The following is a 25,844-nucleotide window of genomic DNA, read 5'->3' on the forward strand; positions in this document are numbered from 1 at the left end:
TTCCCAATGCGGCCACTTGGATGGAAATCTCCAAAAGATACACTCCATGATTTCATCAAGTACGGTGTAACATATGTTTGACAAACCAACATAAAATCTCATTCTCTGTAATGCATTCCCGAAATTTCCTTCCGCCTGGTTCTCCGCATTACAGACCGCCTGCAGCTTCAGGAGACCGGGAATCACTTTCTGTTCTTTTTAAAGAGAATATACAGGCCCTTTAAAGTAAGAAGAGGGTCAATCACATCAATGGTTTCAGACTGCGAAGCAATCAAATCGGCCAAACCACCGGTAGCTATCACTTTGATTTCCTTATAGCCCATTTCCTTCTTCATACGCCGTACAATGCCATCCACCTGTCCAATAGCACCATAATAGATTCCTGACTGCATGGCGGAAACCGTATTTTTGCATATCACGGAAGATGCCGGTGTCAGTTCAATGCGCGGCAGCTTGGAGGCCCGCTGAAACAGCGCTTCCATGGAAATGCCGATTCCCGGTGTGACCGCTCCACCAAGATAACGCTTCTTTTCGTCAATGGCACAGAATGTAGTGGCCGTTCCCAGATCTATGATAATCAGAGGGCCGCCATAGAGAGTAATGCCTGCCACAGCATTGACAATACGATCTGCCCCCAACTCCCGCGGGTTGTCGTAAAGGATATTAAGCCCTGTTTTCATACCAGGTCCTACCATCATAGGCTCTACATGGAAATACCTTCTGCAAAGATATTCCAGCGTCGGGTTTACCGGAGGAACGACACTGGAAATGATAATGTCTGTAACCATAGCAAAGGTGACTCCATCCAGCTGGAACATCATCCCCAGAGAAGCCGCATACTCATCTGCCGTTTTCAGCTCATTAGTAGCCGCCCTCCAGTGATAAATCATCTTATCCCCATCATAAAGTCCCAGTACTATATTCGTATTACCCACATCAAAAACAAGAAGCATATCGTTTATCCTTTCGCATAATCATATGCCCTATTATAACACAGGTTATTCCCCCCTCCGGACAGTCAATGCCCCTTATGCATATTATGCATACTTCACCGCTATTTTCACTCCCCATAAAAAAACAGAAGAACACAGACCCCGTCTGATTCCTCTGCTCTTTTATATCTGTCGGTACAACAGCCTCCGCATTATTCTGCCGGGCGTATTGACACATCTCCGGCAATTACCCGGTTTACCTCGTTCCCGGTATCCACCAGCAGACAGCCGTCCTTATCAATATCCACAGCCTTGCCAGTATAGCTGTTTGTGCCTAAAACTACCCGTACACTCTGCCCCAGTGTACAGGAAAGATTTCTCCAGTTATCAAGCACTCTGGCAAATCCTTCGGTTTCCGCCACCGCATATTCTTTTTCCAGTTCAGAAAGCACCGCTGCCAGTAAAGTCTTTCTGGATACATGCACACCTTCCGCGCGGAACGATGTAGCCCCTTCACGGAATGCTTCTGGGAAATCCGCCCTTTCCATTCCTGTGTTTATGCCAATGCCCATGATAATATAATCTATTTTTTCCATGGACGCGGACAATTCTGTCAGTATACCTACCAGCTTGCGGCCATTAACCATAATATCATTCGGCCATTTAATTGCCGCGTTCGGAAGTCCCAGACTGCGAACGGCGCGGCATACCCCTACAGCAGCCAGAAGGGTAGACTTGGATGCTTCCATTGGAAAGAAATCAGGACGGAGAATCAGTGAAAACCAGATTCCCTTGGCAAAAGGTGAATAGAATCCACGCTGCAGCCTTCCTCGTCCACTTCGCTGTTCTTCTGCCACCACGATGCTACCTTCTTCGGCACCTTTCCGGGCCAATTCCTTAGCTACTTCATTAGTGGAGGCTGTGCTTTCCATATATACAATATGGCGTCCAAAGTTTTTCGTATGAAGGACACTTTCAATTTCCAGCGGTGTCAGAAGATCCGGCTCATAGATAAGGCGGTAGCCTTTCCTTGTGCTGGACTCAAAAATATAACCTCTGGACTTTAAAATCTTAATATGTTTCCAGATTGCGGTTCTTGATACATTCAGATCCTTTGAAATTTGTTCTCCGGAAACAAACTGTCCATTCGCCTTCCGAAAATACTCCAGTATTTCATTCCTCATAAGCACCCTCCCCTTTTATGCTTTTACACTGCCGTGTTTTCAACCGGTTTCCCGTCTATCCGGCACTATGATGCAGTCCGGATTGAAGCGTGCTCTATCGGTAATTGCAATGTTGTTATACACAACATAAGTAAAACACTTTATGGATTTGTTCTTATTATACACAATATAAAGGAATTGGCAATTTCTTCCGTAAAAAACCTTGTTTTCCTCATCCCTCCTTCGGTTTTATTTATTTTTATAAACCGTAAATCCACATATCACAGATATTCTCTATTCCATGACAAAAGCCATTCCCAGTCGCAGCTATACAGATATCAAAACCGTTATCAGAGTCTGTTCCCTCCAGATGCCGCCTGTAGCATAACGCACAAAAGCTGCCATGCAGACTTTCATTCCGCATGGCAGCTTTTCTTTCTGGTGGGACTATCTGGATTCGAACCAGAGACCTTTACGATGTCAACGTAACGCTCTGACCAGCTGAGCTATAGTCCCATAATGAATATGTTGATTATATCATAAACAATCTCCACATTCATCATACGCTGCGCTCCGCCTTTCAGTACATTACCTTTTCCAGCGTCAATCCTTCCGGAGGTGCGGTAAATCCGGCATCAGCGCGGATTCCGGTAATAAACACGTTCTCCACTGACTGGATGCTCCGTTTCCCTTCTCCCACTTCCACCAGTGTACCTGTCATAATGCGTACCATATTGGTGAGAAATCCATCTCCGGTAAAGGACAGGGTCAGCAGATCATCAGATTCTTCCATTGTAATGGAATACACTGTCCGCTCGGTTCCCGTCTTCATCTTCTTATTGGACGTGAATCCTCTGAAATCATGCGTGCCTTCCATGAGCATAGCTGCTTTCGTCATGGCCTTAATATCCAGCTTTTCTCCATATTGCCAGATAAACCGGCGGTGAAAGACATCCTTATGGCTTCCTGTTCGAATCCGGTATACATAGAGTTTGGAGCGGGCACCAAACCGGCTGTGAAAATTGTCCGGCACCTTCCTGGAATCCAGAATGGCTATATCCGATGGCAGCGCACGGTTGACCCTATCTTCAAACTGAAGTATATCCACTTTTTTCTTCAGCCTCACATTGGCTGTCTGCCCCCGGGAATGAACACCGGCGTCTGTCCTGCCAGCGCCCTGAATCTGCACCGTTTCACCGGTTACCTGGGCAATGGCCTGTTCCAGTTTTCCCTGAATGGTTTCTTTCGTACGAACCTGGCGCTGCCATCCTTCATAGCGTGTGCCATCATACTGAACAATAAAACGGATATTCATGCTTCCCCCTTATGTATAAACGAACGCAAATCCGGCATAGCTCCTTCAAAGGTACATACCCAGGCTGACACACGGCAGGCCACCTTATGGGCCTCCATGCTATTTTTCCCCTGCATCAGCGCCGCAGTAAAGGCCGCAGCGAAAGAATCCCCAGCTCCCACAGTATCTTTTATACGTACCGGTTCTGAAGGAATAACTGTTTTATTTCCTTCCCAGAAAACCATGCTGTCTTTATCTCCCCGGGTACAGATAAACCCACGGATGCCACGAGAGGCCAGCCAGGAAGCATATGTCTCCGCTTCTGCCGGCACTCCGGCACAGGCGGCCAGCCAAGGCAGTTCTTCATTGTTGCACTTCACAATATCCGCATAGGGCAGCAGGCGGTTAATCTGCTCTTCTGAATAAAAGTCACCCCGCAGATTTACATCAAACAGCCGGATTGCCCCTTCCCGTACATGCTGAAGGAACATTTCCAGTGTTTCGCCTGACTTTGAATCCGCTCCCGCCATGGTTCCGAAGCAGACGACATCCACGGTTTCCGCAATCTGTTTTAATTCTTCACTCCATGGAATATACCGGTAAGCCGAGTCTTCGGCAAAATGATAGGATGGAATTCCCTTTTCCAGCTGCACTTCCACATAGCCGGTCGTATGAGGAACCTCTGACAGGTAAAAAGGAAGACCTCTTTCCTTTAATTCCCGCTGTATCCTTTTCCCCCGTTCATCATTTCCCACCGCGCTGATAACCATCGCGTCCATTCCCAGTTCGTGGGCAATCCACGCGAAATTGGCCGGTGCACCACCCAGCCGCTCTCCTTCAGGGAGACAATCATATAATACTTCACCAAATCCGGCAAAAACCGGCTTCTTCTTAAAGTTTCTCATTCCGTATCCTTTCTGTACCGGATACAGTATACCATAGAAAACCCATCTGTCCTCACAGCAAAAAGTCCCATACATGCTTCTTATCCTGCATGTACGGGACTGATATCCTGCTTTGGATACACCAGACGACAGATATTAACCGGCTACATCCACATCCTGTTCAAAAAACTGATGAAATGCCGGACCGGAAATACCGACAAAAAGGAGGCAGCTGCACAGGTCCCACCAGAATGCATTCATTTTCTTTTCTACTAACTGACCCATAATTTTGTTCTCCTTTCATCGGTTTAACCAAATAAAAAAACTTCTGTCCCTCTGTAAGGGACGGAAGTTCCGTGATTCTCACCCAAATTCATATGTATGTCACCATACATACCTCTGTAAGTTCTCTGGCTGACGCCTTGTAAACTCTGCTGCTGTAACGGGCAGTCCCGAATAAATCTACTGCTGTTTCGACTTATTCCGCTCAGAAATGCACTTCAGTTTCCTATCCATATCCCGCTCGCACTCCCCGGGACTCGCTGTGCTGTATTCAGCCACCTACTCTTTTCTTCATTGCTTTGATACATTTAATATTATCACTACGTTTTTGCCTTGTCAATATTGTCTGAAAAATCATCAACCGGTATGATCCAGCTCATTTGTTTCTCTGGTACGCGTCTCCTCTGGAATCTGACGAAAGACTTTATTGGCCAGATAAATATAATACATATCCAGAAGATATGGCATACGGAATAAATCCAGCAGGAACCAGAAGCCACAGCCTCCAATAGTCCCTATGTACAAAAACGTCATCCAGGGTCTTCCCAGATAGGCATAATGCAACCCCAGCAATAACAGCAGATACGCTTTAGTCAGGCTTTTTTCCCGGCCGCTGAGATGCTTTGCCATAAACCGCTCTTCTGCTTTGTTTAGATATTTTATCCACAGCGGATACGGCTCCTCATAATCAAAAAGATATCCAGCTGCTTCAAGATATATAGCGCTTATCTTTTCTGCCTGCTCTCTGGAATCTTTAATCTGCAGGTAATTTTTTTCATCCCGGAGTATGTCTTCCTTATTTCCGTTTCCACAGTCACTTTCCCGAACTTCCTCAAGCAATTCTTTCAAATCAAGAAATGTATTAGCGAAAAGAGGTAACCCCTGTCGGAAGCAGAAATCATTAATTTCCTTCAACTGAGAACGGCTGTCATAAATGAGGAGCATGTCTATATCCAGAAATTTCCGCATATCCATGAGACCCGCTTCCATATCCTTGGTAAATACAAAAGATGCACTATCAACAATCTGTTCACCACGGACGCGGACAACTGTCGCCCCTGATGCAATTTTTCCGCCAGGAAGCGGTGGCGTCCATACTATGGAACAATAATTATGCACTTTAAACCTTGCCGGTATCATAGCTCCTCCTTTCCCTTTGACAAATCCCTTATGCTAGAATATACATCTTATATAGTTTATCATTTTATTTAAAATCTGTATATATCTGATTTATAATTGTGTATAAATTTATATTTTTGCAACCACTCGTTTATCAAATAAGTAAAATTAATACCCGAAATCTTCCAGTATGTGTAAATTTTATCCCATTGCACCCCATATTTCCCGCCAAGTCTGTTACATAAAAACCTGCATAATATTTCATTATTGCTGAAATATTATGCAGGTTTCAAGGTTATTTGCTGTTTTTTGCTTTCAAAATTTTTTCCGCAGCGCCGAGTACAGCGAGCATGCCATGTTCAAAAGTCAGCGCGCCCTGCAGGTACATCGTATAAGGAGGTCTTACCGGGCCATCAGCCGATAATTCAATAGTTGAACCCTGAACGAACGTCCCTGCCGCCATAAGGATGGGGTCCGTATATCCGGGCATAGGTCCTGGAACCGGCTGAACATAGGAATCCACAGGAGACCAGCTCTGAATAGCTTCGCCAAACAGCCTCATATTTTCCTCTGAGCCAAGTTCAATAGCCGTAATCAGATCTGTACGCAGATGTCCCGGTGCCGGGGATACCTTAAAGTGCAGCAGATCAAATACGGTTCCTGCATATTCAGCGGTCATTACTGCCTGACGGGTAACGTGCGGTGCCATGAACAGACCTTCAAAGAATGAGCGGTATCCAGCGGCATAAGAGCCCATTTCACCGCCCAGTCCCGGAGCTGTCATTTCCTGCGCGCACAGATTAACCAGATCTTTCCGGCCTGTGATATATCCACCGGTAGGAGCAAATCCGCCCCCCGCATTTTTAATGAGAGAACCGGCAGTAATATCGGCGCCCAGTTCAATCGGTTCTTCCAGTCCCGTAAATTCCCCATAGCAGTTATCTACAAAGCATATGATTTCCGGATTGATTTCCTTAACCGCTGCCACAATCCTGCGAATATCTTCCGGGAACAGAGAATCTCTATCCATATATCCACGGGACCGCTGAATCTGTACCAGTCGTGTATCCGGTGTAACAGCCTTCCGGATATTATCCAGACTATAATGGCCATCGACCAGAGCGGCTTCCCTGTAATGAACCCCGCGACTGATGAGATTATTGGGTGCGTCTCCGGAAATTCCGATTACACTCTGCAGCGTATCATAAGGAGTCCCCACAGCAGCTACCAGGGTATCACCCGGGCGGAGCAAAGCCAGCAGCACCGTAGCCAGTGCATGCGTACCGGAGACAAACTGTGGTCTCACCAGGGCTGCTTCCGCATGGAATACATCAGCCCATATTTCTTCCAGCTTTTCCCGTCCTGCGTCATCATAACCATATCCATTAGATGCGGCAAAGTGGAAAAAAGACAGCTGGTGCTTTCTGAAAGCTTCCAGTACCTTCTGCGTATTTTTTAAGGAAATATCTTCCATTTCCCTGAAAACAGGCTTGAGTTTCTCCATAGCCTGTTCATGAATTTTCATTAATTCCTGATTCATAATATCCGTCCTTGTTCTGAATGGTAGTATTTTTACAAACTTTTTCTATTTTAACACCAGAAGGGCCAGTACGCAAAACTGCGTTCCGGCCCTTCCTTCTGTCATTTACTTTGCGGAAAATGCGCTGTGAATGATGGATTCCACTTCCCCATACCAGTCCGCTCTGTCTCTTCCCGTCCGGTCCACCCACTGAATATATGGCATATGTCGGAACCAGGTCAGCTGACGTTTCGCAAAATGTCTGGTATTTTTCTTTATCAGTTCCCTTGCTTCATCCATGGTTATCTCCCCATGAAGCGCAAGCAGGATTTCCTTATATCCAATCCCCTTAAACGCCTGGCAGTCTTCCGGAATCCCCTGCTGAAGCAAGGTCCTCACTTCCTGTTCCAGTCCCTGTTCAAACATAAGATCCACACGCCGATTAATCCGTTCATACAGGGTCTGTCGTTCCATAGTGATACCAATCACCGGCCCGTCATAAACCCGTCCGGCCGCTTTTCCTGCGGTCTGTTTCTTTCTGTCCTCCGCCAGTTCCAGCGTACGTATCAGCCTTTGTTTATCCGCAGGAATATTTTTTATGTCGGGGTTCTTTCTGGCCGCTGCGATAAGACCGGAAAGACCTTCCTTTTCATACAGGTTCAGCCATTTCTGCCTGGTGCTTCCCCTGTCCCGGAATTCAAATCCTTCCAGCAGTCCTTCTATATACATACCGGTACCTCCTACCAGAAATGGTATCTTTTCTTTCTTGTTTTCTTCCTGTATATATTTTCCTGCCGTTTCCGCGAATATGGCCGCGGAATAAGGTTCTCCAGGCTCCAGGCAATCCACCAGATAATGAGTGACCCCCTTCATCTCTTCCGGCATCACCTTGGCGGTTCCGATATCCATGCCCTTATATACCTGAAACGCGTCTCCGGAAATAATGGAACTTCCCATCTTGCCTGCCAGATAGATTCCCAAATCGGATTTCCCGGATGCAGTAGGTCCCAGGATGGTTATCAGTCTTTGTTTTGACATACAATCACTCCATATGCTGTTGACTGTCCCTTTTTGCTGTCTACATAAGTAAATGCAGGGTTTTTGAAAACCGGAGAAAAAGGGCGCTCTTTTACAATGACCCTGCACCGGGCTGCCCGGACAGCTTGGGCTAATACGTCTTCCGTCAGTACATCATAACATGCCGCATTCCTGAACGCATTCCGGTTATTGATATCTTTTTTTACCGGATGTCTGAACATAGTATCGAAATAAACGACATCCACGCTTTTGCTTTTCGCCTGCTGCAACCAGTGGGCAAAATCATCGTGAATGAGGTGTATCCTCCGGATAGCCTGAAGTACATCTTCATCCGCGTCCGAAAATCCGGATATGCCGGCCTGACCAATGACCCAGAGAACCGGGCTTTTCTCCAGAGATATGATCTGCCCCTTTCCCTGAAGAGCCCAGGAAAGCACTATAGAGTCTCCGCCGGCGCCAAACGTGGCATCCACCACGGTAAGATATTCCTTGTCCGGCAGAAGCTTTACCAGCCGGTCAGCATGTCCATGCTTCATCTGCGCAATGCGCAGTTTGGCCGTACCCAAATGAAACTTATACAGATTATCACGTGTCCGGTAAACTGGGCATTTTCGTGTAAATTCCAGAAGTCCTTCACAGTCTTCGCCTCCAGTTTCCTCCAGCGTGTCCCGCCGTTCCATCCACGGCAGATTAAGCTCCCGCGCCGCTGCCTTTGCCTTATGTATCAAATCCTCTGACGCGTCTTTTGATACGGTAACTCCAATCTTCATGGTCTGTGAAATAACCTTCCCAGTTCTCCTGGCGTAAAACGCACAATCGTCGGACGCCCATGTGGACAGACAAAGGGACGTGATGTCTTAAATAAGTCATTAATCAGTTCTTTCATCTGCCGTATGTTCAGCGGATCTCCCCGCTTAATGGCGCCGCGGCAGGCAGCAAAAGCCATTACCCGGTGTCTCAGTGTCTCCGGTGAAGGGATATCCTTCTCGTGATAAGCCACCAGTGCATCGCGAATAACCCGTTCCATATCTTCTCCCGGAAGATCTCCAGGAGCACCGATTATACGAATTACATCCGGCCCTGCCTGCTCAAAAGCAATCCCTAAACGCAGAAGCTCATCCTTTCTTTCCTGCAGGATATCCATATCCGTTTCCTCTACATGTACAAGAATCGGAACCAGCATTTCCTGCATGGGTATCCCTTCTGCCCTTTCCGCCAGTTTATCGTAGCGGACACGCTCATGGGCTGCATGCTGATCGATAATATACAAATCTTTCCCATGACAGCATACAATAAAGCATTCCGCTATCTGCCCCAGAGGAATTACCTGCTCCTGCCGTTCTTCCTCATCAGGAATTTCAAACAGAGCCTGGCTTTCAACTGCCGGTTCTTCTCTGCGGGCAAAATGGGTATTCATAACTTCGGATGGATCGATGACCGGTGTATACTCCGTCCGGTCATTACCGGAAGAAGAACCATGCCGGAAATTATCCGGATATACCGCATGGCCTTCTGAAGCCTGGGAATACGACGGCTGCCATGAAGATGAATATCTACTGTCACCAGCGACAGAATCATCCGTATCTTCACTGACGGTCCCGGACCCCTTAATCTGCACCGGATTGGCATCCATAATATCATGTCCCGGATTTTTTATCATTTCCGTAGAAATATCTTCCGCGCGGGTGGCTGAAGTAAGCCCGGTAAGTACCGCATGGTAGGTAAGGCGGAACAGCGTCTGTTCATCCGCAAATTTGATTTCCCTCTTCTGGGGATGCACGTTTACGTCAATGCTTTCCGGAGGCACGGTAAATGACAGAACATATACCGGATGCCCGTTTTTCGGAAGCAGGGAATGATAGGCATTATCCACCGCTTTGGAAATAGCCGCATTATCCACCACACGCCGGTTAACTATAATTGTCTGCCCGGAGCGATTGCTTTTAAGCAGCGACGGTTTTCCAATCATCCCCTCCAGAATCATCTCATCGGCCTGTTCGCCTGCCGGCAGCATTTCCCCTGCCGTCTTCAGTCCATACAAGGCGGAGATGGCGTCTATCAGCCGGCCATTTCCTGGTGTCTCAATCACGGTACGGCCATTGTTGATAAGCCGGAAAGCCACATTGGGATTGGCCAGTGCCATTTTCCCTACCATGGAATTAATCCGGCTGCTTTCTGTGCGTTCTGACTTCAGAAACTTTTTCCGGGCCGGCACATTGTAAAACAGGTCCCTCACCTCTACGGTAGTCCCTGCCGGAGCGCCGCATGGCTCTACAGATTGTACCTCTCCGCCTTCAATTTCCAGAACGGTCCCCATATCCTCGTCATGCCTCCGGGTGGTAATACGTCCTTTGGAAACAGACATGATACTGGGGAGTGCTTCTCCTCGAAATCCCAGGGAGGCAATGTGATAGATGTTCTCTACAGAACGTATTTTACTGGTAGCATGTCTGACAATGGACAATCTGGCGTCTTCCGGCGTCATACCACATCCATTATCCGTCACCCGGATATAGGAAATTCCGCCGTCAGCAATTTCTACCTCTATTTCAGAAGCTGAGGCGTCTACGGCATTTTCCACCAGTTCCTTCACCGCGTTTACAGGGCGTTCCACTACTTCCCCTGCCGCAATCTGATTGGCCGTTACTTCATCCAGTACATGAATCACTGACATCAGCGTCCCTCCTTCGCTTCTTTACTTAATCTGAACAGCATGTTCATCGCTTCTATGGGGGTCATCCCCATAACATCCGCATGCGCCAGTTCATCGATAATGGAAGAGCTGAACAGATTGGACTGCACTTCCTCTGCCGCCGCACTGACCACCGGAGCAACCGGTTTCTTTCCGTCCTCCGCTTCCAGTCCCTTAAGAATAGTTTCTGCCCTGTCCAGCAGTTCCTGAGGCAGCCCTGCCAGACGTGCCACATGAATACCATAGCTTCTGTCCGCACTTCCGGGAATAATACGGCGCAGGAATGTAATATCCTTGCCCTTTTCCCGCACGCTGACCGTGTAATTCTTAATATGACTGCTTTCTGATGCCATCACCGACAATTCGTGATAATGGGTGGCAAACAGAGTATAGGCATGAATGTGTTTATCAATGTATTCTACCACCGCACGGGCAATACTCATCCCATCATACGTACTGGTTCCCCGTCCGATTTCATCCAGCAGAATCAGACTGTTTCTGGTGGCTCCGCGAAGAATCTGTGAAACTTCTTTCATTTCTACCATGAACGTACTCTGGCCGGTGGCAATGTCGTCTGTCGCCCCAACCCGGGTGAATATACGGTCTACCGGGGTGAACGATGCCTGACGGGCCGGCACAAACGAACCCGCCTGCGCCATAATGACCAGAACGGCTACCTGACGCATATACGTGGATTTGCCTGCCATATTAGGACCGGTGATGATAAGGATTTCCTGCGAACCATGGTTAAGTTCCGTATCATTAGGTACAAACATACCATGTTTCAACGCCTTTTCCACCATAGGATGGCGCCCATCCTGTACGGAAATCCGACCGACGTCAGGGCCGGTGATTATCGGTTTGATATACCGGTCAGTGATAGCTGCACGGGCAAGACTGGCCAGACAGTCCAGTGCCGCAATGGCTCTGGCTGTTTTCTGCATAGCCGGAATTTCCGGGCGGATCTGTGCCTTAATATCCTGATAAATCTTAAGTTCCAGTTCCTCCGTCTTTTCCCGTGCGCTGAGGGCTTTGATTTCAAACTCCTTCAGCTGCGGTGTAATATATCGTTCCGCGTTGACCAGTGTCTGCTTTCTTATGTAATAATCCGGAACCGGCAGTTTATTGGAATGCGGAATTTCAAAATAATAGCCAAAAATATTATTAAATCCTACCTTCAGTTTGACAATGCCTGTTGACTGACGTTCCGATTCTTCCATCTGACGGATCCACTGCTGACTGTTCCGTGTAAGGGAACGCAGTTCATCCAGTTCCTTGCTGTATCCTTCTTTGATGTACCGGCCATCCTTAATCGTACCCGTTCCATTCTCGTTCATCGAACGGTCAAGAAGGTCATAAACCGGACCATGGATACCTATGCTGCGGTTGAGCTTTTTCATCGCTACAGAAGAGGCGCCTCCCAGCAGCTGTTTTATCTGTGGAACAATCCCCAGAGAAGCCTTTAATGCCAGCAGATCCTTAGGCGACGTGGTATTGGTCTCAATACGGGTCAGAATCCGTTCAAAATCGAATATCTGCGACAGAAGTTCTTCCAGCCTGGTCATTTCCGTGGCATGGGATACCAGTTCCTGCACACCATCCTGGCGTATGATGATCCGGTTAACATCTTTCAACGGACGTTCCAGCCAGCGCCGCAGGAGACGTGCCCCCATAGCGGTATGGGTATTATCCAGAACATCCAGCAGTGTGCCTTTTCTTCCGCCATCGCGCATGTTTCTGGTAATTTCCAGATTACGCAGGGTTTCTTCGCTCAGAGTCAGGGTATCATCCTGGCGAAGCGGCATAACCGCGTGGAAGGAAGCGGCCGATGTCTTCATGACTTCTTTCAGATAGCCAAGGAGTCCCCGGTAAGCTGTGGCTACGGCCTCGCTGCCGGTCTGCTCAATCTCTTCCGGGATAACGGCCCCGACATCACCTTCCCTGCGGCGGGACAGCAGACAACCGCCCAGACAGGCGGATACATAGTGTTCCATGGTCTCATAGAATGCATCCGATACATCCAGCACCGCTTCTGCCGGAGAATACACAGACAGCATATCAAAGAAATCCCCCTTCTCTTTCCTGCTGTCCCAAAGCCCCCACCAGCACTCGCCAGTAGACACATCGGCCATGGCCGCTGCCAGATTACGGCCTTCTTCATGGATATAAATCAGGTAATTATTGGACTTATCCGCAATGGCATTCTCATAGAGAATCGTTCCAGGTGTGATGACCTTAATAACCCCGCGCTTAACCAGCCCTCTGGCCGTCTTAGGATCTTCCAGCTGTTCGCATATTGCCACACGGTACCCCTTCTGTATGAGCCGGTAGATGTAATTTTCGGCCGCGTGATAAGGAACGCCGCACATGGGGGCCCTCTTTTCTTCCCCTGTGTTCTTACCGGTCAGAGTCAGTTCCAGTTCATGAGATGCCGTAATGGCATCATCATAAAACATTTCATAGAAATCTCCCAGCCGGAAAAACAGGATGGCATCCTGATATCTGGCCTTTATCTCCTTATACTGATTCATTAACGGTGTCTTTTTTGCCATATTTTTTCAAGTCCTCTTCTCTGTTGTTATCTGACTATTTCCCCTTTAAACAGCCATGTCTGTGCCGTATCAATCTTTGCTCTGACCAGATCCCCAACAGCTACATCTTCGGATTTCGGGAAAACAACCATCTTATTCCCGGATGTACGTCCAAACCAGTGATTTTCATCCTGACGGGTTGGTCCTTCTACCAGGATTGTCACAATTTTGCCTTCCTGTTCTCTGTTGATTTCCAGGCTGATCTGGTTCTGCACTTCCATAATTTCATTCAGCCGGCGATGCTTTACATCATCTGGTATCTGGTCTTCCATGCTGGCAGCCGGTGTTCCCTTACGGGGAGAATAAATGAACGTATACGCCGAATCAAAACGTACTTTTTTCAGTAAATCCAGTGTCTTTCTGTGCATTTCCTCGGTTTCTCCCGGGAATCCGGTAATCAGGTCTGTAGTCAGCACAATATCCGGCATCTTTTCCCGCACATAATCAACCATCTCTTCAAAGTGTTCAATCGTATATCCACGGTTCATGCGGCGGAGCATTTCATTATCCCCGTGCTGTACCGGCAGATGCATATGACGGGCCACCTTGGGCGACGCGGCCATCACATCCACCATTTCCCGTGTCATATCTCTCGGATGAGAGGTCATATACCGCACGCGTTCTATACCGTCCACTTCATCCAGAGCCCGGATAAGGTCGGAAAAATCGGTACCGTCCTTAAAATCAAGGCCATAGGAATTGACGTTCTGCCCCAGAAGGGTAATTTCCTTATATCCTTCCGCTGCCAGAGCTTCCACTTCTGCACGGATATCCTCTATGGTGCGGCTGGTTTCTCTGCCGCGGACATAAGGAACTATACAGTACGTGCAGAACTTGTTGCACCCCTGCATAATCGGCACCCAGGCAAAGATATCGCTCTTGCGGGAAGCCTTCAGAGTAGAATAGTCTCTTACTCTGGACGGCTTCATCTGCGTAAGGACGACATGGGACTCATGCTGCAGTTTTTCTGTGATAATATCCTTCAGATCATGAATATTGTAAGGTCCGATAACGAAGTCAATAATCGGCATGCGCTGAATCAGCTTGCGGCGGTTTTCCTGCGCCATGCATCCGGCAATCCCTATAAGAAGATTGGGGTTCTTATCCTTCAGCGGTTTAATTTCCCCTATTTTCCCGTATACCTTTTCTTCCGCATTCTGCCGTACACTGCATGTGTTCAGAATGACAATGTCCGCCTCATCCATCTCCCGTCCGGGAAGATAGCCCAGTTCTTCCAGCTGTCCGTTAATCTTTTCAGAATCCGCTTCATTCATCTGGCAGCCATACGTAATGGTCCAATATCTTTTATTTCCCTGTTTATCCATTATAGAATCCTCATATATTAACAACTAAGCTCCCCGGTAGAAAAGGGAGACACTCCTTTTAATGATACCATGAGCCGGCGCCCCGGAAAAGAAAAAAATACCAGCCAGATACATATTGTTCTTTTTCCATGTAAAAATTCTCCTCGTTCCCGGAATTACCGGTAGGGAGGAGAATCTTTACACCTGCTTTCACGGGCCGCATACCACAGAAATCCCGCAGAGTGGACTATCTGTTACCTCGCTATGCTGGTCACTAATTTAATCTTAATGGTTTCCACAGACATTCCGGTGGTATATTCAATTTCGTTCTGAATATAGTTCCGAATAGGCGAAACGAGCGCCTTAATCTGATCCGGTGTTCTGGAGCCTTTAATCTGCAATGTCAGCTTCAGGATAAGTCCATTCGCCTGCTTATCACTTTTTACGCCGGATACATCGCGAACTTCCACATCAGAAGACAGCCGTTTTAATGCCCAGGTTACCAGCTGGCGGAACACTTCATCGGCAAAGACGAGTTTCCCATAATAACTGAATACCGGGCGTACCACCGATTTCTCTGCCGCCGCCAGTTTTTTCCCGATTTTTCCTTTTTTGCGGTAACGGAAAAACTTCAGGGAATCCAGAAGATACCCCTTGAAGTGGGGTTTCAGTTCCATGGTAGGCACAGGAATGACATGTTTTCCTTCTTTATGCCGCGCTTCGCTGGCCTTCCGTATTTCTTCCGGACGCGCTACTTCCTCGATATGGATATAACGTTTAGGCGCAGGAAGGTCCAGCGCATGAGTAATCCGGTTGACCATGCGGTCTGATGTTCCCAGAATCAGTATTCTTTCCGGGCGAATCTGATGAATGGCGCGCTTTACATCCGCTGCCTGTTCAGCATCCTGAAAAATAGCACGCCGCACGGCCGCGATCTTACTTTCTTCTTTTTTGGCTGAAGAACCGGCCACCCAGCGGTTATGATAAATCAGGATTCCATCATCAATAATGCAGGCACATCGATTTTCATAAGCCACCACCAGAGCTCTGTCACTTTTACCCGTTCCCGGCGGTCCTATAAATGCAAATACTTCCATAATGCTATCCTCCCATTGCCTGTATACATTTCTTTAATTATATCACGGATTGCCGTTTAACGACCTGTTCACCCCATATAAGCAGCCTGATAAACAAATATGGCATGATACGACTCATCTGTCGTATCATGCCATCAAAGGGCGTTGGTATATCCGGAAGATATCTTATTCTTCTCCGATAATCCTTACTTCCGGTTCAATATCCACATCAAATTCTGCCTTTACACGGGTCTGTATTTCGGAAATGAGATTAAGCATGTCGTTGCAGCTGGCATTTCCCTTATTGACCAGGAATCCCGCATGTTTTGTACTTACCTGAGCATCACCTACCGCGAATCCCTTAAGTCCGAGATTTTCGAGCATCTGCCCTACAAAATGGCCGGTTGGTCTCTTGAAGGTAGATCCGGCACTGCGGTCCTGAAGCGGCTGTTTCGCTTTCCGGCGGGAATTGTACTCATCCATCTTTTCCTTAATCACATCTTTAGGAGCCGGCGTCATGTCCAGTGTAATATCCACAATAATCTCATGATTACTCATGAACAGACTGTGCCGATAGGAATATTCCAGCTCGTGACCATAGTAATGATGGAGATGCCCCTTCATATCACAGGAAGTGATTTCCGAGACAATCTGACTCATTTCTCCCCCATAAGCGCCCGCATTCATATAGGCTGCTCCTCCGAGTGTCCCCGGGATACCTCCGGCAAATTCCATACCGGAAAGTCCGGCCTTGCATGCCTCTCTGGCAGTCCTTACCGTACTTACCCCGGCTTCTGCGCAGATTTTGTTGCCGCTGACCGCAATATTCTGCATCCGTGATGTACATACTACCACACCGCGGATTCCCTTATCCCTCACCAGCAGATTGGCGCCTCCGCCCATGACCGTAAGAGGCACACCTCTGGCTTCTGTTTCCCGGACCACGGCACAAAGTTCCTCCTTAGATGCAGGAAGCAGAAAATAGTCTGCCGGTCCGCCAATCCCAAAGGTGGTATGCCGACTCATCGGTTCGGATTCCTTAATCTGTCTGGCATCTAAAATATCATATAAAAAGTTGAAGTCCATTTATTCTTCTCTTTCTTTCCATACGGGATATCCCGCATCCCCTCTGTAATAATTCTACAGAAATACAATCTACTTTATTATATGAATTGCGCCATGTATCGTCAATATCATTTACAACCGGTGAATTCATCCTGCAGAACAGAGCCCCTGAATGTCGATGACATTCAGGGGCTCTGTTCTGCTTTCGCAGATTTATATCAAGTTGTCTTTGGGTTATGGGAACAAGCCGGAAATTCAGTCTGTCCTAACGATTACTGCTTAGTTACGAGCTTCAGATCAATCGGAATGCTCTTTTCAACCTTTTCGCCCTTAACGAGCTTCAGAGCGGTGTCAACACCAATGACACCCATCTGATCTGGCTGCTGAGCAATTGTCGCAATCATATCACCGGAATTAACAGCCTTAACGCCATCTTCAGTTCCGTCAAATCCGACTACGAGAATGTTCTTGCCTGCGCTCTTAGCTGCGCTGATTGCACCCAAAGCCATTTCATCATTCTGTGCGAAAATGGCCTTGATGTTTGGATTTGCCTGCAGCATGTTTTCTGCTACAGTCAGGCCCTTACTTCTGTCGAAGTCAGCATTCTGCTTAGCAACAACCTTCAGCTTCTTATCCGCAATGTTGTGGAAACCCTGTCCACGTTCACGGGTAGCAGAAGCGCCTGGGATACCTTCCAGTTCAGCAACTTCAGCACCTTCACCCAGCTTCTGTACCAGGAAGTCAGCTGCCATTTCGCCGCCCTTGATATTGTTGGAGGCGATGTGGGTTACTACTTCACCGGAATCAGAAGAACGGTCAATGGTGATTACCGGAATCTTGGCATCGTTAGCTGCGACAACAGAGTTGCCAATAGCGGCGGAGTCAACCGGGTTAACGATCAGAACGTTAACGCCCTGTTCAATCAGGTCGGAAACGTCATTAGCCTGCTTAGCCGGGTCATTCTGTGCGTCAACAATCTTAACGTCTACGCCCTGCTTAGCTGCTTCAGCCTTAACGCTGTCTGCCATCTTAACAAAGAATGGATTGTTCTGTGTGGAAACAGAAAAACCAATGGTAATCTTCTTATCAGAAGATGCTGCATCCTGATCAGAACCACAGCCTGCAACAGACAGGAGAGCTGCACCGATCATACAAGATAATGCTAATTTTTTTAACAACTAAATGTACCCCCTTAAGATTTCTTGCGATCCATAAGAACTGCAAGAAGAATAACAATCCCTTTGACAACTTGCTGATAGAAACTGGATACGTTAAGAATATTAAGACCATTATTCAGTGTAGCAATGATCAGCGCACCAACCAGAGTGCCGGAAACGCTGCCCTTACCACCGGACATACTGGTTCCACCGAGCGCTACGGCCGCGATGGCATCGAGTTCATAACCCGTACCGGCGGTCGGCTGTGCAGAATTCAGACGGGAGGTAAGAATAGCGCCAGCCACTGCGCAGAGCAGGCCGGACAGTGCATATGCAAAGATCTTAACTTTGTTGATCTTAATACCGGAAATAAAGGAAACCTTTTCATTACCACCTACGGCATAGGTATGGCGACCAAGAGGTGTCTTACCGAGCACGAGATACAGGATGGCAAAAGTAATCAGCATGACAATGGCCGGAACCGGAATTCCCAGAAGGTATCCCTGGCCGAGGGCATGGAAGAATGAATCTGTTTCAAATCCGCTGATTGGGTTACCATCGGTGAAAACAAGGGTTGTACCACGGTAAATGGTCATAGTTGCCAGTGTAGCAATAAATGGAACCAGACGGCCATAAGCAATAATAACACCGTTGACCAAGCCCAGGCCAATGCCAAGGACAGCCGCCAGAACCATGGATACTTCCGGGCTCATTCCGTTGGCAATGGCATTAGCCATTACCGCACTGGTCAGAGCCAGAATACTGCCGACTGACAGGTCAATGCCGCCGGTAAGAATGACAAAGGTCATCCCAAATGCAATCAATGCGTTAATGGAAACCTGACGAAGCAGATTTCTCAGGTTAGATGGATCAATGAAATCATTATTCAGAACAGCCAGTACGATAAAGAGAAGGACCAGACCAATTAAAGGTCCCATTTCTCTGGCTAAACTTTTTATTCTTTCTGGACTCATATGTTTACTTTCCTCCCGTAGCCAGTGTGATGACGCTTTCCTGAGTTGCGCCCTGACTTTCCAAAATGCCTGCCACTGTACCTTCGTGGATAACCATAATCCGGTCACTCATTCCGAGTACTTCCGGTAATTCCGAAGATACCATGATAATGCTTACACCCTGTTCAGTCAGTTTATTCATCAAATCATAAATATCTTTCTTTGCCCCAACGTCAATCCCACGTGTCGGTTCATCCAGAATAATAAGCTGTGGATCCATTCCGAGCCACTTGGCAATGACTACCTTCTGCTGATTGCCGCCGGAAAGTGTGCCTACAGGAAGATGTATATCCTGGGCCTTAACCCCTAAGGCAATGGCAAGCTTCTGGGCGAAAGTAAATTCTTCTTTTCCGTTAATCCAGAAATGGTGTGCCAGACGGCTATCACTGGGCAGCGCAATATTATTGGCAATGGAAAAATCCAGTACCAGGCCTTCCGTCTTTCTGCTTTCTGTCACAAAGCCAAAACCATAGTCAATGGCATCTTTTGGCTTATTGATGTGAATTTCCCGGCCATGCCAGAACAATTTGCCGGATTCATGGGGATCTACGCCGAAAATGGCGCGCATAATTTCTGTTCGACCAGCCCCCATGAGACCAGATACCCCCAGAATTTCACCTTTTCGCAGATTAAAGGAAATATCCTTAAATACTCCCGGCTGGGTGAAATGTTCTACGCGGAACACCTCTTCCCCTGGAATAGTGGTTCTGGCCGGATAATATTCATCAATGGTACGGCCAACCATATCCGTTACAATCTGTTCCATCGTCGTTTCTTCCGTAGGACGGGTGCTGATGGTCTGCCCATCTCGCATAACGGTGATGGTATCGCAGTTAGCGAAAACTTCCTCCATACGGTGGGAAATATAGATAATGGATACGCCCTGTTTCTTCAGGCGTGCCATTACTTCAAAAAGTCTGTTGGTTTCCCTTTCAGTCAGTGCCGCTGTCGGCTCATCCATGATGACCACCTGGGCATTAGACATAAGAGCGCGGATGATTTCCACCATCTGCTGCTGACCAACAGAGCAGGTACCTGCAATGGCATCCAGTGGTAAATCTATACCTACTTCTTTGCACTTAGCCAGCGCAATTTCCTTCATCTTTTTGAAATCAATCAGTCCAAATCTGTTTTTGGGCTGCTTTAACATGAACAGATTTTCAAGAACAGTCAGATTCTGCCAGATATTTAATTCCTGGTGAATGAAGGTAATCCCATGCTGTTCAGCTTCCAGATTGTTTTTATAAACAACTTCCTGTCCATCCACTATGATTGTCCCCGAATCAGCCTTAAGAAGCCCTGTCAGTATATTCATCATAGTTGACTTGCCAGCGCCGTTTTCCCCCATGAGAGCATGTATTTCACCCGGACGGATATGGAGATTAACTCCGCGCAGAACCCGATTCTGTCCGAAAGATTTAGTTATCTCTTTCAGAATAATATCCATTGTTTCCTAACCTTTCTGTTTAAAAGATACATGCAGACTGAAGAACGACATTGGAAAATGGAGTCGTTTCTCCGGTGCGGATTACGGCCTTGGAGTTAACCGTCAGCTTCTTAAATTCTTCATGGCTGGAAAGAACTACCCATTCCACTTCATTTTCCGGGAAAACTTCATGCATGGCTTTCCACTGCTTCGGATTTTCTTTTTCCATTTCCGGAGCTACATAGATTTTTTCAATCTTCATGTACTTAGCCACTTCAGACACCACATCGATAAAGGACGGCTGTCCAAAACGAAGTGCCAGATCGATTTTCTTCACTCCGGATGGCACCGGAAGACCGCAATCTCCGATGGTCATCTGATCGGTGTGTCCCATATCAGCCAGTACTTTGGCAATTTCACTATTTAAAATTCCTGTTTTTTGCATGACAGCATTTCCTCCACTTCACTGCGCCAGGGCATACCTCCCTGTGCACCAATTTTCTGTACGGAAAGTGCAGCGGCCGCATTGGCAAAACGAACCGCGTCTTTCATTGGCTGTTTTTCCGCTCTGGCTACAGCAAAGGCTCCATTAAATGTATCCCCTGCACCTGTCGTGTCCTTTACCGGCACCTTGAATCCGGGAACAACGACTTCGCCTTCTCCCTCATGAGCAAAAGCCACACCATCTCCACCGATGGTCATGATGAGTTTATCCGGATGCGCAGACAGTATTTCACTTCTGGACATTCCAGGGAACATCAGCTTGGCTTCATGTTCATTCGGGGTAATATAAGAAGCTTTTTCCATCCATTCTTCCGGTGTATCCGCAAAAGGTGCAGGATTCAGAAGTACCTTGACTCCTGCCTCTGCACACTTCTTCACCACATAATCAATGGTTTCCATAGGAATTTCATACTGCAGTAATACGATTTCAGCTGTGGAAATCATATCCCAGGCTCTGTCCACTTCTTCCGGTCCAACTTCCGCATTTGCCCCTTTAATGACAATAATGCTATTGTCTCCTTCTGCAAGTGTAATATGTGCTGTTCCTGTCGTAGTTCCTTTACGGGTGAATACATAGTCGGTATGTACATGACTTTCCTTCAGGCTATCTGTAATGATTCTACCGTAATCATCATCGCCAATACAACCAACCATATATACTTCCGCGCCAAGACGGGCAGCTGCTACTGCCTGATTGGCTCCCTTTCCACCAGGAGAAACAATCAGACGGTCTCCCATAACGGTTTCTCCTGCATGAGGTCTCCGCTGTGCTTCTACAGTAATATCCACATTACAACTGCCTATAACTGCAATATGCATAAATCCCTCCATATACGTATACACTTTTCAACGTCTTATCATAAATCATTTTCGCCCCATTTGTCTATACTTTTCCGATAATTATATGTGAGAATCCTATTATAGCTGTTTATAAAGTGGATAAATATCTGTACAAAAATCCTCTTTCCCGAACATTCCGACCATCTGGTCTCCTTCCTGTTTCTGCCGCCTTTCATTCCACAGAAAAAGCATCCCTGAATTTCATATGAATACCGGGATGCTATTTCTATCTGTCAATTTACCTGATACGGGAATGACACGGATTAATCATCATCTTCCACCATGGTCATAGCCTTTGGATCGACATGCTGATCATATTCTTCCGCAGTCATGAAGCCAAGTTCAACAGCCGCTTCCTTAAGGGTGATATTATCTTCAAATGCCTTATTGGCAATCTTAGCCGCATTGTCATGACCGATTACCGGAGATAATGCGGTAACCAACATAAGGGAACGTTTTACCAGTTCATTCATCTTTTCTTCAATAGGCTTGATACCGCGTGCACAGTGCTTATTGAAGGAAGCAATAACCTGTCCCAGCAGTTTTACGGATTCAATGAATGTAGCCGCAATAACCGGTGCGAACACATTCAGTTCAAAATTGCCCTGAGAAGCCGCCATAGAAATGACTGACTGGTTACCATGAACACGACATGCCACCATGGTTACCGCTTCACACTGTGTCGGATTAACCTTGCCTGGCATAATGGAGGAACCTGGTTCATTGGCCGGAATGGAGATTTCTCCCAATCCTGCCTTAGGTCCGCTGGCGAGCATCCGGACATCGTTTGCAATCTTCATCATGTCCATAGCCAGGGCTTCCAGTGCACCGTGAGCAAATACCAGGCTATCACGTCCGGTAAGTGCATAAAATTTATTTTCTTCGGAGTAGAATGGCAGACCTACCTGATCACATACCGCACTGGCTGCTGCGTCACCAAATCCCTTAGGTGCATTCAATCCGGTACCAACGGCGGTTCCCCCAATAGCCAGTCCCAGCAGATGCTGTTCTGCATCCTTAATCATGCTCTTGCTGCGACGCAGAAGGGTCATCCATCCGGACATTTCCTGACCAAAAGTCAGCGGTACGGCATCCTGCAGATGGGTGCGGCCAATCTTAACGATATGCATATATTTTTCACTGCGGAACTGGAATGTTGTGATCAGTTCATCCAGTGGATTATAAAGGTAATCATGAAGTGCCTTAACAGCGGCAATATGCATAGCTGTCGGGAAGGTGTCATTGGAAGACTGCGAGCAGTTTACATCATCATTCGGATGAACAATTTTATCGCTGCCTGCATCATGCAGCTTCTGTGTAGCAATGTGGGCAATTACTTCATTGACATTCATATTGGTCTGTGTGCCGGACCCGGTCTGATATACAACCAGCGGGAATTCGTCATCCCATTTGCCCTTTATGATTTCATCGCAGGTTTCCTGAATAGCATCTTTCTTGAAACGATCAATCTTCCCCATGTCAAAATTAACTTTTGCACAGGCCTTCTTAAGAACAGCTAATGCATAGATAATTTCCATCGGCATTCTTTCTCCGATTTTAAAGTTCTTGTGGGATCTTTCAGTCTGGGCTCCCCATTTGTGATCTGCCGGGACCAGTACTTCACCTAACGCATCATGTTCTTTTCTAAATTCCATGAAAATCGCTCCTTTATGATAATGATTACAGAATAAATCTAACATCGTGCAATTATGCACTTTTATTGTAACACGTTACGCCTTTCCCGTGAATACCTGCTTTATGCATACACTTAAAGCGTGGTACAATATAAATAAGTGTAGAAATTCATCTTTTATCTTAATCTCTGACCAATGTGCGGCTCTCCCCTACCTATTTTTCCCGACATATGCTATAATACTCTTACGTTATATTGCAATTCTGATTTATGGCAGTCTTTGGGACCTATGCAATGGAGCCCCATGAATCCTGTCAGGCCTGAGAAGGAGCAGCAGTAAGTGGTATGTTTCATGTGCCATAGTGAATCCTGAAGGCTGTCATAAATGAGAGTTGCAATTTTTTTATTGGAGGAATGTATGGCTTACCTGGCATTATATAGAAAATGGCGCCCAACCGTATTTACTGAAGTCATTGGGCAGAAACATATTGCCATTCCACTGGAACGGGCGCTTTCCGAGGGACGGCTGGCTCATGCCTATCTGTTTTCCGGCCCCCGTGGCACCGGGAAGACCAGTATGGCCCGTATTCTGGCTAAAGCAGTCAACTGCCTGTCACCGGATGGGGTAAATCCATGCAATCATTGTCAGAACTGCCAGGATATCAACAACGGGGCAAGCCTCGATGTATATGAAATCGATGCGGCATCCAATCGCGGTATCGATGATATCCGCGCTCTCCGCGATTCGGTACGCACATTGCCGGCCAGCTCAAAAAAGAAAGTGTATATCATCGATGAAGTACATATGCTTTCCAAGGAAGCGTTCAATGCTCTGCTGAAAACTCTGGAAGAACCACCGGCCCATGTTCTCTTTATACTGGCCACCACCGACCCGCAGAAAATTCCGGTAACCATCCTGTCCCGATGCCAGAGTTATGAATTCCATCGTATTTCCACGGCGGATATCAGTGAACATCTGATGCATGTAGCCAGCGAGACCGGCTTTTCCCTGGATAAGGAAGCAGCGGATCTGATTGCCATAAAGGCGGAAGGCGGACTGCGTGATGCCTTATCCATGCTGGATAAATGTTTCAGCTCCATCAGCAGCCGGGAAGTCACAGCTTCCCTGGTCTATGATATTCTCGGACTTACAGAAAAAAAGGATTTAATTCAGCTGGCCGACTACATATTTTCTCATGAGAAAGGGAAAACCCTAACTGTTTTTTATGACCTGCTGAGTCAGGGAAAGGATGCCCTCTCCATTCTCGCCGAACTGCAATCCTATTTCCGGGATATTATGATTTACAAAATCAACCCACAGGCCGATGAACTGATTTCCTACGGTAATGAACTTCCCCTGCTGAAAAAGGCAGCGGAATCTGTAGACAGCGATTATCTGGATATGCTTTTCAGTGAACTGGCACATATCTATCAGGAAGCAAAAACTTCCTCCTCTGTCCGTATGTCTGCAGAAATGGGGCTCCTGCGATTAAGCCGGTATGATTCATCCATGACAATTCCCATGCTGGCCCGGCGCATAAAAGAACTGGAATCCAGACTGGAATCCAGACTGGAAGGGACTCCGGTAGTCAGGGCCGCACCGGCCTCCAAACCGGCACCGGCCGCTCCTTCGGCTCCGGTCGCCCCGGTTTCACACCGGGAACCCGAACCGGTAACCACACCAGCTTCTCCTGTTCCTCCGCCTGTACACAGCCCAAAGACACTCGAGGTGTCCCCGGTAAGCAGTTCTCCGCAGCAGGTCACCGCTTCCGCCCATGCCGTGGCAGCGGCTGAATCCCCATCGGCTTCCGATGAGGCGGCAAATTCTGATTTACTGGCACCATCCTCTTACCCCGGCATCTGGCAGGGCATTCTGGACTATGTGATGAAAAAGCCCCGTATCGATGTATACAGCTGTTTCCAGAAGGGCAAACTGATTTATGCCGGCAAAAACCGGGCCATAATTTCTGTACCTCAGCAGTTCCTTGTACTTGCCGGGAATAATAAATCATATCAGAAAGTCATTTCTGACGCATTTAAAGCCCTCACAGGAACAGCATATATTCCTAAAACCGTACTGGCGGGAACCGGAGAAGAAGCAGAAGCCCTGGCTATGGCGGCATCGAATCCTTCTGAACCTGCTAAAGCAGCTTCCCAGGAAGTTTCCACTAAAAAAGAGGAATACCGGAAAATTTCAAAATCTGAAATTCCAGAAAAAGACAAAGAAGAACATGCACTGTCAGAAGCCTTGAAATTCATACCTGACTGTGATATATATGAAAAGATTGATGATTAATTACAACCAGTATATG

21 protein-coding genes, 1 tRNA gene, 1 other RNA gene and 1 other annotated feature are annotated in these 25,844 nt (G+C 47.2%); of the genes, 2 read left to right on the forward strand and 21 right to left on the reverse strand.

From position 1 onward, the window contains the following. Positions 1 to 182 precede the first annotated feature (182 nt). The 21 genes from BLQ79_RS06320 to fumC form a co-directional block, all read right to left on the reverse strand. Positions 183 to 953, reverse strand: a complete 771-nt coding sequence (locus BLQ79_RS06320) for a type III pantothenate kinase (protein WP_091364968.1) — start codon at positions 951 to 953, stop codon at positions 183 to 185. Between the two features lie 191 nt (positions 954 to 1,144). Further along, the gene (locus BLQ79_RS06325; RefSeq protein WP_091364970.1) at positions 1,145 to 2,116 is read right to left on the reverse strand and encodes a biotin--[acetyl-CoA-carboxylase] ligase; all 972 of its coding nucleotides are present in this window, start codon (positions 2,114 to 2,116) and stop codon (positions 1,145 to 1,147) included. Between the two features lie 418 nt (positions 2,117 to 2,534). Further along, positions 2,535 to 2,611: transfer RNA gene (locus BLQ79_RS06330), tRNA-Val, on the reverse strand. 64 nt (positions 2,612 to 2,675) lie between these two features. Next, on the reverse strand, positions 2,676 to 3,410 hold the full coding sequence (gene truA, locus BLQ79_RS06335) for a tRNA pseudouridine(38-40) synthase TruA (RefSeq protein ID WP_091364973.1): 735 nt from the start codon (positions 3,408 to 3,410) through the stop codon (positions 2,676 to 2,678). Next, positions 3,407 to 4,294 carry a carbohydrate kinase family protein gene (locus BLQ79_RS06340; protein ID WP_159427868.1) on the reverse strand — a complete coding sequence of 296 codons (888 nt, stop codon included), beginning with the start codon at positions 4,292 to 4,294 and terminating at the stop codon, positions 3,407 to 3,409. The genes truA and BLQ79_RS06340 overlap by 4 nt, the downstream gene beginning before the upstream one ends. Positions 4,295 to 4,429: 135 nt before the next feature. Further along, on the reverse strand, positions 4,430 to 4,558 hold the full coding sequence (locus BLQ79_RS08455; protein WP_268761825.1) for a hypothetical protein: 129 nt from the start codon (positions 4,556 to 4,558) through the stop codon (positions 4,430 to 4,432). A gap of 53 nt (positions 4,559 to 4,611) precedes the next feature. Next, positions 4,612 to 4,859 (reverse strand) — a binding site (T-box leader). A 53-nt stretch (positions 4,860 to 4,912) separates the two neighbouring features. Continuing rightward, positions 4,913 to 5,695 (reverse strand): NINE protein, encoded by a 783-nt coding sequence (locus BLQ79_RS06345; protein WP_091364977.1) that lies wholly within the window; start codon positions 5,693 to 5,695, stop codon positions 4,913 to 4,915. Positions 5,696 to 5,969: 274 nt separating this feature from the next. Next, positions 5,970 to 7,214, reverse strand: coding sequence for a methionine gamma-lyase family protein (locus BLQ79_RS06350; protein WP_091364979.1), 1,245 nt, complete (start codon positions 7,212 to 7,214; stop codon positions 5,970 to 5,972). Positions 7,215 to 7,319: 105 nt separating this feature from the next. Next, complete coding sequence (gene miaA, locus BLQ79_RS06355) at positions 7,320 to 8,231, reverse strand: tRNA (adenosine(37)-N6)-dimethylallyltransferase MiaA (protein ID WP_091364981.1); 912 nt, start codon at positions 8,229 to 8,231, stop codon at positions 7,320 to 7,322. Beyond that, a complete protein-coding gene (locus tag BLQ79_RS06360) occupies positions 8,213 to 9,001 on the reverse strand; it encodes a class I SAM-dependent methyltransferase (protein ID WP_091364982.1) in 789 nt (262 codons plus the stop codon). Before BLQ79_RS06360 ends, miaA begins: the two co-directional genes overlap by 19 nt. Next, the gene (gene mutL / locus BLQ79_RS06365; RefSeq protein WP_091364984.1) at positions 8,998 to 10,905 is read right to left on the reverse strand and encodes a DNA mismatch repair endonuclease MutL; all 1,908 of its coding nucleotides are present in this window, start codon (positions 10,903 to 10,905) and stop codon (positions 8,998 to 9,000) included. Before mutL ends, BLQ79_RS06360 begins: the two co-directional genes overlap by 4 nt. Beyond that, positions 10,905 to 13,475, reverse strand: a complete 2,571-nt coding sequence (mutS, locus tag BLQ79_RS06370) for a DNA mismatch repair protein MutS (protein ID WP_091364986.1) — start codon at positions 13,473 to 13,475, stop codon at positions 10,905 to 10,907. Before mutS ends, mutL begins: the two co-directional genes overlap by 1 nt. Positions 13,476 to 13,501: 26 nt before the next feature. Next, positions 13,502 to 14,839, reverse strand: a complete 1,338-nt coding sequence (gene miaB, locus BLQ79_RS06375) for a tRNA (N6-isopentenyl adenosine(37)-C2)-methylthiotransferase MiaB (RefSeq protein ID WP_091364987.1) — start codon at positions 14,837 to 14,839, stop codon at positions 13,502 to 13,504. 233 nt (positions 14,840 to 15,072) lie between these two features. Next, positions 15,073 to 15,915, reverse strand: a complete 843-nt coding sequence (locus tag BLQ79_RS06380; RefSeq protein WP_091364990.1) for a P-loop NTPase family protein — start codon at positions 15,913 to 15,915, stop codon at positions 15,073 to 15,075. A 165-nt stretch (positions 15,916 to 16,080) separates the two neighbouring features. Beyond that, positions 16,081 to 16,980 (reverse strand): UDP-N-acetylmuramate dehydrogenase, encoded by a 900-nt coding sequence (gene murB / locus BLQ79_RS06385; protein ID WP_091364992.1) that lies wholly within the window; start codon positions 16,978 to 16,980, stop codon positions 16,081 to 16,083. A 251-nt stretch (positions 16,981 to 17,231) separates the two neighbouring features. Continuing rightward, entirely contained in the window at positions 17,232 to 18,110 is an 879-nt protein-coding gene (gene rbsB / locus BLQ79_RS06390; RefSeq protein ID WP_091365038.1) for a ribose ABC transporter substrate-binding protein RbsB, read from the reverse strand. Positions 18,111 to 18,151: 41 nt separating this feature from the next. Then, positions 18,152 to 19,090, reverse strand: a complete 939-nt coding sequence (locus tag BLQ79_RS06395) for an ABC transporter permease (RefSeq protein WP_091364994.1) — start codon at positions 19,088 to 19,090, stop codon at positions 18,152 to 18,154. 4 nt (positions 19,091 to 19,094) lie between these two features. After that, a complete protein-coding gene (locus tag BLQ79_RS06400) occupies positions 19,095 to 20,576 on the reverse strand; it encodes a sugar ABC transporter ATP-binding protein (RefSeq protein ID WP_091364995.1) in 1,482 nt (493 codons plus the stop codon). A 19-nt stretch (positions 20,577 to 20,595) separates the two neighbouring features. Next, positions 20,596 to 21,000, reverse strand: a complete 405-nt coding sequence (rbsD, locus tag BLQ79_RS06405; RefSeq protein ID WP_091364998.1) for a D-ribose pyranase — start codon at positions 20,998 to 21,000, stop codon at positions 20,596 to 20,598. Further along, a complete protein-coding gene (rbsK, locus tag BLQ79_RS06410; RefSeq protein WP_091365000.1) occupies positions 20,979 to 21,878 on the reverse strand; it encodes a ribokinase in 900 nt (299 codons plus the stop codon). Before rbsK ends, rbsD begins: the two co-directional genes overlap by 22 nt. Positions 21,879 to 22,162: 284 nt before the next feature. Next, positions 22,163 to 23,554, reverse strand: a complete 1,392-nt coding sequence (fumC, locus tag BLQ79_RS06415) for a class II fumarate hydratase (protein ID WP_091365003.1) — start codon at positions 23,552 to 23,554, stop codon at positions 22,163 to 22,165. Between the two features lie 256 nt (positions 23,555 to 23,810). On the opposite strand from fumC, the gene ffs reads away from it, so the two are divergent. Then, an RNA gene (ffs, locus tag BLQ79_RS06420) (signal recognition particle sRNA small type) lies at positions 23,811 to 23,910 on the forward strand. Between the two features lie 40 nt (positions 23,911 to 23,950). Then, the gene (dnaX, locus tag BLQ79_RS06425) at positions 23,951 to 25,828 is read left to right on the forward strand and encodes a DNA polymerase III subunit gamma/tau (RefSeq protein WP_091365006.1); all 1,878 of its coding nucleotides are present in this window, start codon (positions 23,951 to 23,953) and stop codon (positions 25,826 to 25,828) included. Positions 25,829 to 25,844 lie beyond the last annotated feature (16 nt).

Origin of the sequence: Dialister histaminiformans (genome assembly GCF_900103425.1) — a bacterium.
In the GTDB taxonomy this organism is placed as follows: domain Bacteria; phylum Bacillota; class Negativicutes; order Veillonellales; family Dialisteraceae; genus Allisonella; species Allisonella histaminiformans.